General features: G+C 68.0%; 16 protein-coding genes. 12 read left to right on the forward strand and 4 right to left on the reverse strand.

Going from position 1 to position 13,468, the window contains the following annotated elements:
- Window positions 1-157: 157 nt before the first annotated feature.
- Complete coding sequence (locus ACAG21_RS20670; protein ID WP_370498130.1) at window positions 158-640, forward strand: MarR family transcriptional regulator; 483 nt, start codon at window positions 158-160, stop codon at window positions 638-640.
- Here the strand turns inward: ACAG21_RS20670 and ACAG21_RS20675 are convergent.
- On the reverse strand, window positions 635-1,465 hold the full coding sequence (locus tag ACAG21_RS20675) for a class I SAM-dependent methyltransferase (RefSeq protein ID WP_370498131.1): 831 nt from the start codon (window positions 1,463-1,465) through the stop codon (window positions 635-637). The genes ACAG21_RS20670 and ACAG21_RS20675 overlap by 6 nt on opposite strands.
- Before the next feature lie 153 nt (window positions 1,466-1,618).
- Here ACAG21_RS20675 and fmt point away from each other — a divergent pair, with 153 nt between their 5' ends.
- Genes fmt through ribD form a run of 4 tightly spaced genes read left to right on the forward strand, consistent with a single transcriptional unit; the run spans window position 1,619 to window position 5,698 of the window.
- Window positions 1,619-2,551, forward strand: coding sequence for a methionyl-tRNA formyltransferase (fmt, locus tag ACAG21_RS20680; protein ID WP_370498133.1), 933 nt, complete (start codon window positions 1,619-1,621; stop codon window positions 2,549-2,551).
- Window positions 2,548-3,942 (forward strand): RsmB/NOP family class I SAM-dependent RNA methyltransferase, encoded by a 1,395-nt coding sequence (locus ACAG21_RS20685; protein WP_370498134.1) that lies wholly within the window; start codon window positions 2,548-2,550, stop codon window positions 3,940-3,942. The genes fmt and ACAG21_RS20685 overlap by 4 nt, the downstream gene beginning before the upstream one ends.
- A gap of 35 nt (window positions 3,943-3,977) precedes the next feature.
- Window positions 3,978-4,676, forward strand: coding sequence for a ribulose-phosphate 3-epimerase (gene rpe, locus ACAG21_RS20690; protein ID WP_370498234.1), 699 nt, complete (start codon window positions 3,978-3,980; stop codon window positions 4,674-4,676).
- Between the two features lie 32 nt (window positions 4,677-4,708).
- Window positions 4,709-5,698, forward strand: coding sequence for a bifunctional diaminohydroxyphosphoribosylaminopyrimidine deaminase/5-amino-6-(5-phosphoribosylamino)uracil reductase RibD (gene ribD, locus ACAG21_RS20695; protein WP_370498135.1), 990 nt, complete (start codon window positions 4,709-4,711; stop codon window positions 5,696-5,698).
- On the opposite strand, the gene ACAG21_RS20700 is transcribed toward ribD, so the two are convergent.
- The gene (locus ACAG21_RS20700) at window positions 5,695-7,242 is read right to left on the reverse strand and encodes an MFS transporter (RefSeq protein WP_370498235.1); all 1,548 of its coding nucleotides are present in this window, start codon (window positions 7,240-7,242) and stop codon (window positions 5,695-5,697) included. The genes ribD and ACAG21_RS20700 overlap by 4 nt on opposite strands.
- A gap of 5 nt (window positions 7,243-7,247) precedes the next feature.
- Window positions 7,248-7,952, reverse strand: coding sequence for an LppX_LprAFG lipoprotein (locus ACAG21_RS20705; protein ID WP_370498136.1), 705 nt, complete (start codon window positions 7,950-7,952; stop codon window positions 7,248-7,250).
- A 131-nt stretch (window positions 7,953-8,083) separates the two neighbouring features.
- On the opposite strand from ACAG21_RS20705, the gene ACAG21_RS20710 reads away from it, so the two are divergent.
- The 7 genes from ACAG21_RS20710 to ACAG21_RS20740 all read left to right on the forward strand — a co-directional run bounded on the left by ACAG21_RS20710 (window position 8,084) and on the right by ACAG21_RS20740 (window position 12,985).
- Entirely contained in the window at window positions 8,084-8,692 is a 609-nt protein-coding gene (locus ACAG21_RS20710; RefSeq protein WP_370498137.1) for a riboflavin synthase, read from the forward strand.
- The gene (locus ACAG21_RS20715; protein ID WP_370498138.1) at window positions 8,689-8,964 is read left to right on the forward strand and encodes a hypothetical protein; all 276 of its coding nucleotides are present in this window, start codon (window positions 8,689-8,691) and stop codon (window positions 8,962-8,964) included. The genes ACAG21_RS20710 and ACAG21_RS20715 overlap by 4 nt, the downstream gene beginning before the upstream one ends.
- Before the next feature lie 270 nt (window positions 8,965-9,234).
- Window positions 9,235-9,597: a hypothetical protein gene (locus ACAG21_RS20720; RefSeq protein WP_096286772.1), complete on the forward strand. Its 363-nt coding sequence runs from the start codon at window positions 9,235-9,237 to the stop codon at window positions 9,595-9,597.
- A gap of 447 nt (window positions 9,598-10,044) precedes the next feature.
- Entirely contained in the window at window positions 10,045-11,322 is a 1,278-nt protein-coding gene (locus ACAG21_RS20725) for a bifunctional 3,4-dihydroxy-2-butanone-4-phosphate synthase/GTP cyclohydrolase II (RefSeq protein WP_342928797.1), read from the forward strand.
- Window positions 11,319-11,798, forward strand: a complete 480-nt coding sequence (ribH, locus tag ACAG21_RS20730; RefSeq protein WP_370498139.1) for a 6,7-dimethyl-8-ribityllumazine synthase — start codon at window positions 11,319-11,321, stop codon at window positions 11,796-11,798. The genes ACAG21_RS20725 and ribH overlap by 4 nt, the downstream gene beginning before the upstream one ends.
- Before the next feature lie 5 nt (window positions 11,799-11,803).
- Window positions 11,804-12,265, forward strand: a complete 462-nt coding sequence (locus ACAG21_RS20735) for a PH domain-containing protein (RefSeq protein WP_370498236.1) — start codon at window positions 11,804-11,806, stop codon at window positions 12,263-12,265.
- A 36-nt stretch (window positions 12,266-12,301) separates the two neighbouring features.
- Complete coding sequence (locus ACAG21_RS20740) at window positions 12,302-12,985, forward strand: hypothetical protein (protein WP_370498140.1); 684 nt, start codon at window positions 12,302-12,304, stop codon at window positions 12,983-12,985.
- An 8-nt stretch (window positions 12,986-12,993) separates the two neighbouring features.
- Here the strand turns inward: ACAG21_RS20740 and ACAG21_RS20745 are convergent, their stop codons facing one another.
- The gene (locus tag ACAG21_RS20745) at window positions 12,994-13,332 is read right to left on the reverse strand and encodes a hemophore-related protein (protein WP_090601560.1); all 339 of its coding nucleotides are present in this window, start codon (window positions 13,330-13,332) and stop codon (window positions 12,994-12,996) included.
- Between the last annotated feature and the right edge of the window lie 136 nt (window positions 13,333-13,468).

Consider the following 13,468-nt stretch of genomic DNA (forward strand, 5'->3'; position numbering starts at 1 on the left):
ACCAAGAACTGACAGCGGAGGGTGGCATCCCGCGATAGCGGCTGAAGTTCTCCGGTCGGCTGGGCCAATCGCCTACCGTAGCGATAGTGTTCATGAGCAATAGTTCCTTCCTACGGCATTCGTAGGCTGTCAACGGCCTCGGATAAGGGGAGCCACGATGTCCACGGAAAACACCATGGAAGCCGGCGAGTCGCTGGACGTGATCACCGACGCGTTGCTCACCGCGTCGCGGTTGCTGGTCAGCTTGTCGGCCCGGTCCATCGCGCAGGTCGACGAGAACATCACCATCGCGCAGTTCCGCACCCTGGTGATCCTGTCCAACCGGGGCCCGGTCAACCTGGCCACGCTGGCCAACTTGCTGGGCGTGCAACCGTCGGCCACCGGACGCATGGTCGACCGTCTCGTCGCCGCCGGGCTGATCGACCGTCTGCCGCACCCCACGTCTCGCCGTGAGCTGATCGCCGCCCTGACCAAACGAGGCCGCGAGGTGGTGCGTCGGGTCACCGCTTACCGGCGCGCCGAAATCGCCGCGATCGTGGAGAAGATGCCGGCGGCCGAGCGGCACGGGCTGGTGCGGGCCCTGACGGCCTTCACCGCGGCCGGCGGAGAGCCCGACGCCAACCTCGACATCGACCTATGAAGGGCCGCAAACCTTTTCGGCGGTGAAGAGTAGGTATTCCCACCGCATCGTGTCGCCGGCCAGATATTCCTCGGCCAGTTCGATCAGTTGCGCATCCAGCTCGGTGGCCAGCACCCGATTGCCGCCGATGTTGGCGTAGGCCTCGATCGTCGGGCCGTAGTGCTGCTTGAAGTACTCGTGAACGGCTGTGGCACAGTCGAATCGGTTGACCTCTAACATGCCCCGCACCGCTGCGACACGACGGATTCGGCCGCCGAGCAATCCGGCGACATAGCTTTCGCGTCCCCATAGGGCAGCCGGAGCGACGGCCGGCGAGAGACTCGGGCGGTAGGGCCGGATCGTCGCCAGCATCCGGCCGAAGAAACCTTGCGGGGTCCAGCTGATGACGCCGATCGTTCCACCGGGCCGGCAGACTCGGGCCAGTTCTCCGGCCGCCAGCCGGTGGTTGGGTGCGAATTGCACACCGATCGCCGACATCACGACGTCGAATTCGCCGTCGCCGAACGGCAGCGCGTGCGCGTTGGCTTCCCGGTAGTCCAGCGTGAGCCCTTGCGCCGCGGCTCGTGCCCGGGACCGCTCCAGCAGTTCCGGTGTGAGATCGGTGGACACGACGTCGGCGCCCGTTTTGGCGGCGGGTAGCGAGATATTGCCCGAGCCCGCGGCGACATCGAGCACCCGGACGCCGGGGCCAATGCCGGTGGCAGCGACCAGAATCGGGCCCAGGGGGGCCATCACCTCCTCGGCCATCAATGCATAGTCGCCCAGCGCCCACATGGCGCGGTGGGTGGCCGCAAGGTCTTCCGGGATGTTCACATCGAGCGTCATCAGTCCTCCTGGGTGTTCGGAACGAAGTTGCGCACCCGACGTCGTTGTCGTCGGCGGCGCCGGCCGCCGTGATTATGTCCGCTAGAAACAGTATGCATGCGCAATTATCTGTCCGCCAGTAACCGAGTGAACCGCGGTTCTTAGACTGTCCCGGTGCGTCTCGTCTTCGCCGGCACCCCCGAACCCGCGCTGCCCGCGCTGCGTCGCCTCATCGAGTCACCCCGCCACGAGGTCGTCGCCGTGCTGACCCGGCCCGACGCCGCGGCCGGGCGGCGCGGTAAGCCGGAGCCGTCGCCGGTGGCCCGCGAGGCAATCGACCACGGCATTGCCGTGCTACGCCCGCAACGCCCGAACTCGCCGGAGTTCGTCGCCGAACTGTCCGAGTTCGCCCCGGAGTGCTGCCCGGTGGTGGCCTACGGCGCGCTGCTGCGCGACGGGCTGCTCGCGGTGCCTCCGCACGGCTGGGTGAACCTGCACTTTTCGTTGCTGCCGGCCTGGCGCGGTGCGGCGCCCGTCCAGGCCGCGATCGCCGCGGGGGACGCGATCACCGGGGCGACGACGTTTCAGATCGAACCCAGCCTGGACTCCGGACCGGTGTACGGCGTCGTGACCGAGACGATTCGGCCGACGGATACCTCGGGCGATCTGCTTGAGCGACTTGCCATTTCGGGCGCGGCTCTGCTGTCGGCCACGCTGGACGGCATCGCCGACGGGACGCTGACCCCGCAACCGCAACCTTCCGACGGCGTCAGCATCGCGCCGAAGATCACCGTCGAGGAGGCCCGGGTGCGCTGGGATCTGCCGGCCGCGGTGGTCGAGCGCCGGATCCGCGCCGTCACACCCAACCCGGGGGCCTGGACGATGATCGGCGACCTGCGGATCAAACTGGGACCGGTGCAGATCGATACAGATGCTCCAGAGTCGTTGCCCCCCGGCGTCATTCACGTGGACCGCAAGAACGTGCGGGTCGGCACCGGCTCGCAACCGGTGCGGCTGGGCCAGCTTCAGCCGCCCGGCAAGAAACTCATGAACGCCGTCGACTGGGCGCGCGGCGCCCGCCTCGACGCCGCCGCGCGGGCCTCATGAGCCCGGCACCGAAACAGGGCCGGCCGCCCAGGAGGCGCAAGCCCTTGGATCCGGCTCGGGCCGCCACCTTTCAGGTGTTGCGAGCCGTCAGCGAGCGCGACGCCTACGCGAACCTGGCCCTGCCCGCGCTGCTGCGCGAGCGCGGCATCACCGGGCGCGACGCGGCGTTCGCCACCGAGCTGACCTACGGCACCTGCCGCACCCGGGGCCTGCTCGACGCGGTCATCGGCGCCGCCGCCGGACGTGCGCCGGAGGCGATCGACCCGGTGCTGCTCGACCTGCTGCGGATGGGCACCTACCAATTGCTGCGAACCCGGGTGGACGCGCACGCCGCGGTATCGACCACCGTCGAACAGGCGGGTATCGAATTCGATTCGGCGCGAGCCGGTTTCGTCAATGGTGTGTTGCGGACGATCTCCGGGCGAGACGAGAAGTCCTGGGTGGACGAGCTGGCCCCCGACCGGGCACGCGATCCGGTCGGCCACGCCGCGTTCGTGCATGCGCATCCGCGCTGGATCGCCCAGGCGTTCGCCGACGCACTGGGCGCCGACGCCGGTGAGCTCGAGGCGGTTCTGGCCAGCGACGACGCACGGCCCCAGGTGCACCTGGCCGCGCGCCCGGGCGTGCTCAGCGCGGCGGAACTGGCGGAGGCGGTCGGCGGCACCGTCGGCCGCTACTGCCCGTATGCGGTGTACCTGCCGGGTGGCGACCCCGGGCAGCTGGCGCCGGTGCGCGACGCGCAAGCGCTGGTTCAGGACGAGGGCAGTCAGTTGGTGGCCCGCGCGCTGACGCTGGCGCCGGTCGACGACGACACCGGCCGCTGGCTCGACCTGTGCGCGGGCCCCGGCGGCAAGACCGCGCTGCTGGCCGCTCTGGCCGTCGAGCGCGGCGCCCGGGTCACGGCGGTCGAGCCGTCGTCGGGGCGCGCGGACCTCGTCGTCGAGAACACCCGCGGCCTCGACGTCGACGTGCTGCGGGTCGACGGTCGCCGCAGTGGCCTCGAGCCCGGCTTCGACCGGGTGCTCGTCGACGTGCCCTGTACCGGGCTGGGCGCGCTGCGCCGCCGGCCGGAGGCCCGTTGGCGCCGGCAGCCGGCCGATGTCCCGGCGCTGGCCAAGCTGCAGCGTGAGCTGCTGGCGGCCGCGATCGCGCTGACCCGCCCCGGCGGTGTGGTGCTCTATTCGACCTGTTCGCCGCATCTGGCCGAAACCGTAGGGGTGGTGGCCGACGCACTGCGCCGTCATCCGGTCCAGGCGCTGGATACCTGGCCGCTGTTCGAGCCGGTCGAGGCGGGCCCCCCGTCTGCGCAAGGGCCGTACGTCCAGCTGTGGCCGCACCGGCACGGCACCGACGCGATGTTCGCCGCCGCGTTGCGCCGCGTAGCGGGGTAACGCCGCGCTGCGCCGCCGTCGGCACCCTCAGTAGTCTGGCGCACATGGCTGGCAGCACCGCTGGACCCCTGATAGCTCCGTCGATCCTGGCCGCCGATTTCGCCCGGCTCGCCGACGAGGCGGCGGCCGTGGTCGGCGCCGACTGGCTGCACGTCGATGTGATGGACAACCATTTCGTGCCCAACCTGACGATCGGGCTGCCGGTGGTGGAGAGCCTGTTGGCCGCCACGCGCATTCCGATGGACTGCCACTTGATGATCGAGAACCCGGACCGGTGGGCGCCCCCGTACGCCGAGGCCGGCGCCTACAACGTGACCTTCCACGCGGAGGCCACCGACAACCCGATCGGCGTGGCTCGCGACATCCGGGCCGCGGGCGCCAAGGCCGGAATCAGCGTGAAGCCGGGCACGCCGCTGGAGCCGTATCTGGAAATCCTGCCGCAGTTCGACACCTTGCTGATCATGTCGGTCGAGCCGGGCTTCGGCGGCCAGAGCTTTATCCCCGAGGTGCTGAGCAAGGTCCGCATCGTGCGCAAGATGGTCGACGCGGGGGAGTTGACGATCCTGGTCGAGATCGACGGCGGCATCAACGCCGACACGATCGAACAGGCGGCCGAGGCCGGGGTCGACTGCTTCGTCGCCGGTTCCGCGGTTTACGGCGCGCAGGACCCCGAGGGTGCGATCGAGGCGCTGCGCCGGCAGGCCGTCGCCGCGTCGCCGCATCTACGGCTGTGAGTGGCCAGCCTGTCGAAAGCCTGGACGCCGCAATGCGTTTGGCGATCGAACAGTCGTATCTGGTCAAGGGGGGCACCTATCCGAATCCTCCGGTCGGAGCGGTGATTCTGGATGCCGGCGGTCACATTGTCGGCGTCGGCGGTACCGAGCCGGCCGGTGGTGACCACGCCGAGGTGCTGGCGCTGCGCCGGGCCGGCGCCCTGGCGGTCGGCGGCACCGCGGTGGTCACGCTGGAGCCCTGCAACCACTACGGCAAGACACCGCCGTGCGTGAACGCGCTGATCGACGCCGGCGTGCGTACCGTCGTTTACGCCGTCACCGATCCAAACGAGATCGCCGCGGGCGGCGCGGCCCGGCTGTCGGAAGCGGGCGTGCAGGTGAGGTCCGCAGTGCTGGCCGACGAGGTCGCCGGCGGGCCGCTGCGCGAGTGGCTGCACAAGCAGCGGACCGGATTGCCGCATGTGACATGGAAATACGCCAGCAGCCTGGACGGTCGCAGTGCGGCCGCCGACGGCACCAGCCGGTGGATTTCCAGCGAGGCCGCCCGCTTGGACCTGCACCGCCGCCGCGCCGCCGCCGACGCGATCGTCGTCGGGACCGGCACCGTCCTGGCCGACGATCCGGCGTTGACCGCCCGGCTGCCCGACGGCGCGCTGGCCGCCAAGCAGCCGCTGCGCGTTGTAGTCGGTATGCGCGAAATACATTCCGAGGCAAAGGTTCTCAACGACGATTCGCGCACCATGGTGATTCGCACCCGCGATCCGCTGGAGGTGCTCAAGGCGCTCTCGGACCGCACCGACGTGCTGCTGGAGGGCGGTCCCACCCTGGCGAGCGCCTTCCTGCGGGCAGACGCGATCGACCGGATCCTGACCTACGTCGCCCCGATGCTGCTGGGTGGCCCCATCACCGCGGTCGGCGACGTCGGGGTGCCCACCATCGCGCGGGCGTTGCGGTGGCGCTTCGACGGCGCCGACCGGATCGGCCCGGATCTGCTGCTCAGCCTGGTGCCGCAGCGCAGCTAGCGCTCACCGAGCGCGACGGGTTCGGGCTCGGTCACTTCCGGCTCCTCGGCGTGCTCCTTGCGGCTGCCGAGCAGCAGGCCCAGCAGCGCGCCCACCACACAGATGACGACGGTGGCCGCGAAGATGTCGCCGTACATCAGCGCGAACGCCTTCAAGTACAAGGTGGCCTGCGCCGCGATTCGCTGCAGCAGCGACGCGTCGGGCGGGATCTGCGCGGTCAGTCCCGCGATGATCTGGTTGAACCGGTAGAGCCCCCAGGCGCTGAGCGCCGCGACGCCGATCAGCATGCCCGTCATCCGGGCCACCACCACCGCCGCCGACGCGATGCCGTGCTGGGCGGACGGCACCACCCGCAACGCGGCCGAGGTCAGCGGTCCGATCACCAGGCCGAGCCCCAGACCGGCCACCAGCAGGTCGGTGTGGATCAGCGGGAGACTGACCCCGAAGATGTCGTGATGCTGGGTCATCACGTCCATGCGCCAGTAGTGAATCAGCCAATAGCCGTAGGCCGCGATCAGCAGCCCGATGAAGGTCATTGCCCGGTCGCCGATCCGGGTCGCGAGGAATCCGCCCAGCACTGCCCCGATCGGCAGCGCGATCAGGAACCACAGCAGCAGGCCGGCGGCCTGTGACTGCGACATTTGCAGCACCCCCTGGCCGAACAGCTCGACGTTGACCAGGGTCACCATCAGCGCGGCGCCCGCGGCCACCGACGCGCCGAGCGAGGCCAGGAACGGCCGGAAGTGCACCCCGCTGGGTTCGATCAGCCGGGTGCGCGAGAAGCGCTCCCAGAGGATGAACACCACCCCGACCACCACGGCGCCGATCACCAGCGGCAGCCCGTAGCTGGGCAGGATCGTCTTGCCGTCGGGCGCCGGGTTGTAGAGCCCGATGACTGCCAGGCCCAGCGCGACGGCCAGCAGCACACCGCCGACCACGTCGACCTTTTCCGGCTCCTCGGCGCGCTGGTGGGCCGGCAGGCTGAACTGGATCATCACCATCGCGATCAAGGTCAGCGGCACGTTGATCCAGAACACGTAGCGCCAGTCATGGAACAACCAGACGATGAAGATCCCGTAGAGCGGACCGAGCACGCTGCCGAGCTCCTGCGCGGCACCGATGCCGCCCAGCACGCTGGCGCGGTTGCGTTGCGCCCACAAATCGGCGCCGAGGGCCAGCGTGACCGGCAACAGCGCACCGCTGGCGATGCCTTGGACGGTGCGGCCGGCGACCAGCAGGTGGAAATCTCCCCAATGCCCGGCCAACGCGGTGATCACCGAGCCGACGATGAACAGCGCCAGGCTGATCTGCAGCACCAGTTTGCGGCCGAAGCGGTCGGAGGCCCGCCCCAGCAGCGGCATCGCCGCGATGTAGCCGAGCAGGTACATCGTGATGATCCAGGTGATGCGCTGCAGCTGGTTCACCGGGATATGAACGTCGCTCATGATGTCGCGCATGATCGTGACGACGACGTAGGCGTCCAGGGCGCCCAGCAGTACGGCGAGGCTGCCGGCGCTGATCGCGATTCCGCGTCCTGCTCGCATGCTCATCAGCTCACCGGAGGCTTGGTGACGGTGACCGGCTTGCCCCAGTCCGACAGCGTGATCTGGACGGAATTGCCCTGGCTCTTCTGCAAGTTCGCCTGGACCAGCTGATGGTCACCACTTTCCTGAATCCAGACGGTGGCCGGTAGCGGCTGGCTCGCGCTCATGCTGGGGATGACTTTGTTCACCGCATCCGGGGCGACATTTCCGCTGATCTTGATCGTGGTCTGGCCGTTGATCGTCTCGCGGTCCTCGGCCTTGGCGTTGGTGAAGTTCGCCAGCACGTTGGCCAGACCGTTGTCCGGGCTCAGCAGCACCGAGACGTCGTAGACATCGGAGGCCTTGCCGAAGTCGCTCCACTTGTTCGGCGTGAGCGTGGCGTACAACACCGAGTCGTAGACGACGAAGTTGGCGTCGATGTCGGAGCCCGCCATCGACAGCTGCGCATTCCCCGACGCGGCGGTGCTCGGGACGGTGGTCAGGTCGCCGGTGAGCTGCTTGATCGGTAGTCCGGGAATCTTGCCCTGCGTCGACAGCACCAGGTGCACGCTCTTGACGGTCTTGGTGACGTCGGCGGACTGCTTGACGAGAGTCGTGGCGTCGGGCAACGGGCCGCCGCTGGGCTTCGACCCCGACGAGCAGCCCGCGATCAAGGCGGTGGCGAGGGTCAGGGAAGCGAGGACGGCCGTGAGACGGCGGCGTGTCTGCATACCGTGCATCGTAGAGGAGCGGGGTGAGCGGACTGCCGCACGCGGGGTGTCCCCGAGCCCGCGACGAGGGCGTTTCGCGTGTCGGTCGTGGCCGCTCACCAGGCAAAGCACCGGCGAATTAGCCTGGTGGAATGTTCACCGGAATTGTCGAGGAACTCGGAGAGGTCACCGGCCGCGACGTGCTTGCCGACGCCGCCCGCCTGACCATCCGCGGGCCCGTCGTCACGGCCGACGCCGGCCACGGGGATTCGATCGCGGTCAACGGCGTGTGCCTGACGGTCGTCGAGTTGCTCGCCGATGGCCAATTCACCGCCGACGTGATGGCCGAGACGCTGGACCGGTCCAACCTGGGCGGTCTGCGGGTCGGCAAGCGGGTCAACCTGGAGCGGGCCGCCGCGGTCAACAGCCGGCTCGGCGGGCACATCGTGCAGGGCCACGTCGACGGCACCGGCCAAGTGGTGGCCCGCACGCCGTCGGAGCACTGGGAAGTGGTGCGTATCGAGGTTCCCGCGACGGTGGCCCGCTATGTCGTGGAGAAAGGGTCGATCACCGTCGACGGGATTTCGCTGACGGTTTCCGGGCTCGGCACCCAACCGCGCGACTGGTTCGAGGTATCGCTGATCCCGACCACACGGGAAATGACCACCCTCGGCGCAGCCCCGGTCGGCACCGAGGTGAACCTGGAAGTCGACGTGATCGCGAAATATGTGGAGCGGTTGATGACGGCGAGAAACCAATGAGGATCGCCGCCGCGATCGGCGCCGGCGCCGTGCTGTGCATGGCGTCGGTGTGGGGGAGTGCTGACGCGTACGCCAACGCGAACCAGGAACAACAGGCGTGTGCGCTGATGGACGATCCCGCCGGGCACGATTTGGGCTACCAGCCCGCCGAATATGCCTTCATGGTGTTGCGCGGCCAGATGACGGCCGGCGACGCGCGGAACGTGATCGCGCTGGCGACCCAGGACTTCTGCCCCAATCACGTCATCGATCTGCCGGCCAGCTGGCGCTAACAGTCAAAACCGTTCTGCTGCAAGCGGATTAGCGGGCCGGGGTGGTCGCTGCAACGCCATTGAGGGCGGGGCGACTCGCTCGCCGGGTGCCGTTTATCGGTGAGTCGTCGGGTAGCGATGGCTGGAGCCCGAAGATTGCATTTTGGTAACAATAGTCACGATCCCACTACACCATGGCGACACGCCTGTTCTAAATCCCCACGCAGCCGTTTGCAGGTCCATACTCATCGCATAGGCCGGCCGCCTTTTCAACGCGAAGGAGCTGCAGAAATGTCCGTCGAAAGGTTGGCCGAGGCCGTCTACGAAGACCTCGCATTCGAAGCCGTAGCGACCCTTGCCGGCCGCAAGGCAGAAGCGCAATCGCGAGCGGTGTGGAGCAAGGAAGTCAACGACACCACGCTGACGATCGTCGAGCACCGGGTGCGCGATTACACCAGTTACGAGTTGGTCGGTGACGACGGGCGCGATGTGTCGCTCGGGCGGTTTTCCAGTTACCCCGCCGCCACCGCCGCGGTGAGCAAGTGGACGCACTTCATCGAGGCCGGCGGTTCGGTCGGCCGGTGGCTGGCCCACTACGCGGTCGATTGTGGTGGCGGCGTGGTGATCCAGATGCCGGTGAGACGCACCGTTTAGCAGTTCCGGAGCAGGTCTTAGCCCGGCCGCTTGTGCACTGACGGCGTCGAGTGTGCACTCAGGGTGGCGACACGCCGAGACATCCCGCCGCCGGTGCACACCGCAAACCGTGAATGCACACGCGTTGCCCGTCTGAGACCTTGCGGGAATATCGATCCTCGTGCGCTCAACAATTCCGGTAAGAATCGTCACACCGCGCGTGCTCCGCGAGACGCGCCGGTACCCGGTCGTCGCAGGTCAGAGCGGGCGCTGACAAGGCCGAAGCCTGGTTTACGCAGGCACGACGGCACATGCTCGCCGCCACCGCCGCAATGTCAGGCGAATTCGCGCGGTCACTATCCACGGGGTGCCCGAAGAAGTGGCAATAACCCTGCGCCCCGCGTGGTTCATACTTGATGCAATGCGCGGGCTTCGCGTGTTGCTCGGCACGACAGCAAGGCAGCACAGATGACGAGGTTGGACTCCGTCGAGAGGGCGGTTGCCGACATCGCGGCCGGTAAGGCCGTCGTCGTCATCGATGACGAGGAACGTGAGAACGAGGGCGACCTGATCTTCGCGGCCGAGAAGGCGACGCCGGAGATGGTGGCGTTCATGGTGCGCTACACCTCGGGTTACCTGTGCGTCCCGCTGGACGGCGCGATCTGCGACAAGCTGGGCCTGCTGCCGATGTACGCGCTCAACCAGGACAAGCACGGGACCGCCTACACCGTCACCGTCGATGCAAGAAACGGTGTGGGCACCGGGATTTCGGCGTCCGACCGCGCCACCACGATGCGGTTGCTGGCCGATCCCGGCAGCGTCGCCGAAGACTTCACCCGCCCCGGCCATGTGGTTCCGCTGCGCGCCAAGGACGGCGGCGTGCTGCGCCGGCCCGGCCACACCGAGGCCGCCGTCGACCTGGCCCGGATGGCGGGCCTGCAACCCGCCGGTGCGATCTGCGAAATCGTCAGCCAGAAGGACGAGGGCTCGATGGCCCAGACCGACGAGTTGCGCGTGTTCGCCGACGAACACGACCTCGCGCTGATCACCATCGCCGACATCATCGAATGGCGGCGCAAGCACGAAAAGCACATCGAGCGGATCGCCGAGGCACGCATCCCGACCCGGCACGGCGAGTTCCGCGCCATCGGGTACGCCAGCATTTACGAGGAAGTCGAACACGTCGCCCTGGTCCGTGGTGACATCGCCGGGCCCAGCGGCGAGGGCGACGACGTATTGGTGCGGGTGCACTCCGAGTGCCTGACCGGTGACGTGTTTGGCTCACGGCGATGCGATTGCGGACCCCAGCTCGACGCGGCGATGGCGATGGTCGCGCGCGAGGGCCGCGGCGTGGTGCTCTACATGCGCGGCCACGAGGGCCGCGGCATCGGCCTGATGCACAAACTGCAGGCCTACCAGCTGCAGGACGCCGGCGAAGACACCGTGGACGCCAACCTCAAACTCGGATTACCCGCCGACGCCAGGGATTACGGAATCGGCGCGCAGATCCTGTGCGACCTCGGCGTGCGGTCGATGCGGCTGCTGACCAACAATCCGGCCAAGCGGGTTGGGCTGGACGGCTACGGGCTGCACATCATCGAGCGCGTCTCGCTGCCGGTGCGGGCCAATGCCGAGAACATTCGCTACCTGATGACCAAACGCGACAAGATGGGACACGATTTGGCCGGGCTGGACGACTTCCACGAATCCGTCCATCTGCCAGGCGAATTCGGCGGTGCTTTATGAGCGGAGGCGGCGAGCCGGAAGTCAAAGCACTCGACGCCTCCGATCTTCGCCTCGGCATTGTCGCGAGCTCGTGGCACGGACCCATTTGCGACGCACTGCTTGCCGGCGCCCGCAAGGTGGCCGCGGACTCGGGCGTGGTCAATCCGACGGTGGTCCGGGTGCACGGGGCGGTGGAACTTCCGGTGGTGGCTCAGGAGCTGGCCCGCAACCACGATGCCGTCATCGCCCTCGGTGTCGTCATCCGCGGCGCCACACCACATTTCGAGTACGTCTGCGATGCGGTAACCCAAGGTCTGACCCGGGTCTCGCTGGACGCCGCCACGCCGGTCGGCAACGGTGTGCTCACCACCAACACCGAGGAGCAGGCCATGGACCGGGCCGGGCTGCCGTCGTCGGCGGAGGACAAGGGCGCTCAGGCGGCCGGGGCCGCGCTGACCGCCGCGCTGACGTTGCGTGACCTGCGCGCTCGGTCGTGAGCCGGCTGTCGTCCCAGCAGGAATGGGATGTTGAATTACGTCCGCATTGGACGCCGCTATTCGCCTACGGCGCAGCATTTCTGGTTGCGGTGGCGCATATCGCCGGCGGCCTGCTGCTCAAGATGGGCTCCAGCGGAGTGGTCTTCCAAACCGCCGACCAGGTCGCGATGGCGGTGCTGGGACTGGTGATCGCCGCCCTCATCCTCTTGTTCACCCGGCCCCGGTTACGCGTCGGGCCCGCCGGACTCTCGGTGCGAAACCTGTTGGGAGACAGGCTAGTAGGTTGGTCAGAGCTGGTCGATGTGTCGTTTCCGGCCGGCAGCCGCTGGGCTCATATCGACCTGCCCGACGACGAGTACATCCCGGTGATGGCGATCCAGGCCGTCGACAAGGACCGCGCCGTGGCCGCGATGGATTCGGTGCGGTCGCTGCTGGCCCGCTATCGGCCTGACCTGCGCGCGCACTGAACAACGAGAGCGACGACATTGTCGTAGGATCGCCCGATGGCACGTCAACTGCGGGGGGCCGTCGCATCGTTGCTGATCGCGATGACAATGTGCGCGTGCACCACCTCGGTCAGCGGCCGTGCGATTCGGGCTCCCCAGCAATCCACACCGGGCGGTACGACGTCCGCCTCCCCGTCGCCCGCGGGGATTCCGGCACGCGACTTGCTCCTGCAGGACGGCGAGACCATGCCGTTCGGTGTAGCGAGCGCGGTTGCGGTGGGCGACACGTACTTCACCAGCGTGCAGCCGCCCGAATGCTCCGCTGCGCTGCTGTTCAAGGGTTCGCCGCTGCGCCCGCCCCGCTCCACGGACCACGCCGAATCGGAGTACAAGTTCAGCGGGCCCGCGCTCTACGCCGAATCCGCCGATGTGTACGACACGAAGTTGAACTCCCACGACGTCGTGTGGAAGGGCTTCGGTGCGGTGTCGAAGTGCCACGGCGACGCCATCGGCCATTCGTCGCTCGGCGATTTCCGCCCGATGCGGCTCGGTTCTTTCGGCACGCCGTCGAGCGGCATCCTGGTGTGGACCATGACCCGCCCGGACTGGACCTGCAATTACGGGCTGGTCGTGGTGCCGCGCATCGCGCTGCTGCTCTCGGCCTGCGACGCCACCCCCGGCTTCCCAATGGCCGACTGGGCAGCGAAACGGCGAGCGCAGCTAGACAGCCGACCTGCCTAAAACAGAGGTCAGTAGTTCTTGCAGCTGATCATCATCTGCCGGAAGATCGGGAACGCCTGGTCGGCTCCCGGGTTGTTCTGGATTGCCTTCAGCAGGTTCACCCGCTGGTCCGGCGTCGATGCCATGAACTGCTGCAGGAATTGCTGGTTCGGCGGCGACTGGTCCAGGTACTGAGCGGCCATCGGGTTTTCCGCGTGCACCGCCCGCATCGCCTGGTCATACGTGCAGGTCGTGTTCACCATCGGGCCGATGTCGGGAGTGGCCGATGCAATCCCCGCCCCGGCGCTCAACGACAATGCCAGGCACCCAACCCCTACGGCCAGCCCGGCCAACGGTCGTTTGCTCATTTGTAAGCTCCCTCCAGCTGTTGCCACCCACTGTAGCGTCACAAGCTAACCGTTTGCTTAGCCCGAACCGGGTGCTCCCAAACCGGCAGGCGCGTTCGCGGCGGGCGAAAAGCAGTCGATTTGCGCCACGCGATCC

The organism is Mycobacterium sp. pR1184 (assembly GCF_041287235.1).
Classification (GTDB): Bacteria; Actinomycetota; Actinomycetes; order Mycobacteriales; family Mycobacteriaceae; genus Mycobacterium.

What these genes read in the sequence shown, in the direction of transcription:
- ACAG21_RS20670 (WP_370498130.1), top strand. Translation starts at nt 158, where the DNA reads ATGTCCACGGAAAACACCATGGAAGCCGGCGAGTCGCTGGACGTGATC.
- ACAG21_RS20675 (WP_370498131.1), bottom strand. Translation starts at nt 1,465, where the DNA reads ATGACGCTCGATGTGAACATCCCGGAAGACCTTGCGGCCACCCACCGC.
- ACAG21_RS20685 (WP_370498134.1), top strand. Translation starts at nt 2,548, where the DNA reads ATGAGCCCGGCACCGAAACAGGGCCGGCCGCCCAGGAGGCGCAAGCCC.
- ribD (WP_370498135.1), top strand. Translation starts at nt 4,709, where the DNA reads ATGCGTTTGGCGATCGAACAGTCGTATCTGGTCAAGGGGGGCACCTAT.
- ACAG21_RS20700 (WP_370498235.1), bottom strand. Translation starts at nt 7,242, where the DNA reads ATGCGAGCAGGACGCGGAATCGCGATCAGCGCCGGCAGCCTCGCCGTA.
- ACAG21_RS20705 (WP_370498136.1), bottom strand. Translation starts at nt 7,952, where the DNA reads ATGCAGACACGCCGCCGTCTCACGGCCGTCCTCGCTTCCCTGACCCTC.
- ACAG21_RS20710 (WP_370498137.1), top strand. Translation starts at nt 8,084, where the DNA reads ATGTTCACCGGAATTGTCGAGGAACTCGGAGAGGTCACCGGCCGCGAC.
- ACAG21_RS20715 (WP_370498138.1), top strand. Translation starts at nt 8,689, where the DNA reads ATGAGGATCGCCGCCGCGATCGGCGCCGGCGCCGTGCTGTGCATGGCG.
- ACAG21_RS20720 (WP_096286772.1), top strand. Translation starts at nt 9,235, where the DNA reads ATGTCCGTCGAAAGGTTGGCCGAGGCCGTCTACGAAGACCTCGCATTC.
- ACAG21_RS20725 (WP_342928797.1), top strand. Translation starts at nt 10,045, where the DNA reads ATGACGAGGTTGGACTCCGTCGAGAGGGCGGTTGCCGACATCGCGGCC.
- ribH (WP_370498139.1), top strand. Translation starts at nt 11,319, where the DNA reads ATGAGCGGAGGCGGCGAGCCGGAAGTCAAAGCACTCGACGCCTCCGAT.
- ACAG21_RS20740 (WP_370498140.1), top strand. Translation starts at nt 12,302, where the DNA reads ATGGCACGTCAACTGCGGGGGGCCGTCGCATCGTTGCTGATCGCGATG.
- ACAG21_RS20745 (WP_090601560.1), bottom strand. Translation starts at nt 13,332, where the DNA reads ATGAGCAAACGACCGTTGGCCGGGCTGGCCGTAGGGGTTGGGTGCCTG.